The 304-nt window shown below is 48.3% G+C and carries 1 protein-coding gene; it reads right to left on the bottom strand.

Annotated features, from left to right (window positions below; translation table 11 throughout):
* Positions 1-78 precede the first annotated feature (78 nt).
* The coding region (locus AC1DHT_RS29485; protein WP_477761618.1) for a hypothetical protein at positions 79-304 on the bottom strand (226 nt) is incomplete at its 5' end.

The following is a 304-nucleotide window of genomic DNA, read 5'->3' as shown; positions in this document are numbered from 1 at the left end:
GTTGCTGTCAAGCGGTTATTTTCAGAAGTTTTCAAAGTTTCCTTTGCAACTTCAACCACTTGCGCTTCCGATCTCTCGTTAGCGGGAGGCGAATTCTACAGCGTTACTCGCTGCTGTCAACACCTCTTTTTCTCCGCTTTCGACCGAGACGATCGAACCGTTAAAAGAGCCAAACAACACCGCTCTTTCAACTCCTTCRGRCTTCGATGAACTGAAGCGTAACCGCTGCCGAAAACTGCGTAACTCTTTGTTTACCAAGGAGTTTTCCGTTTCGACTGCGCCGGAAGTGGGGCGAATTATAGAC

It is taken from the genome of Pseudomonas sp. 05N432 (assembly GCF_056396945.1).
Note: the sequence above shows the minus strand (reverse complement) of the source record. Positions and strands in the feature narration are given on the sequence as shown.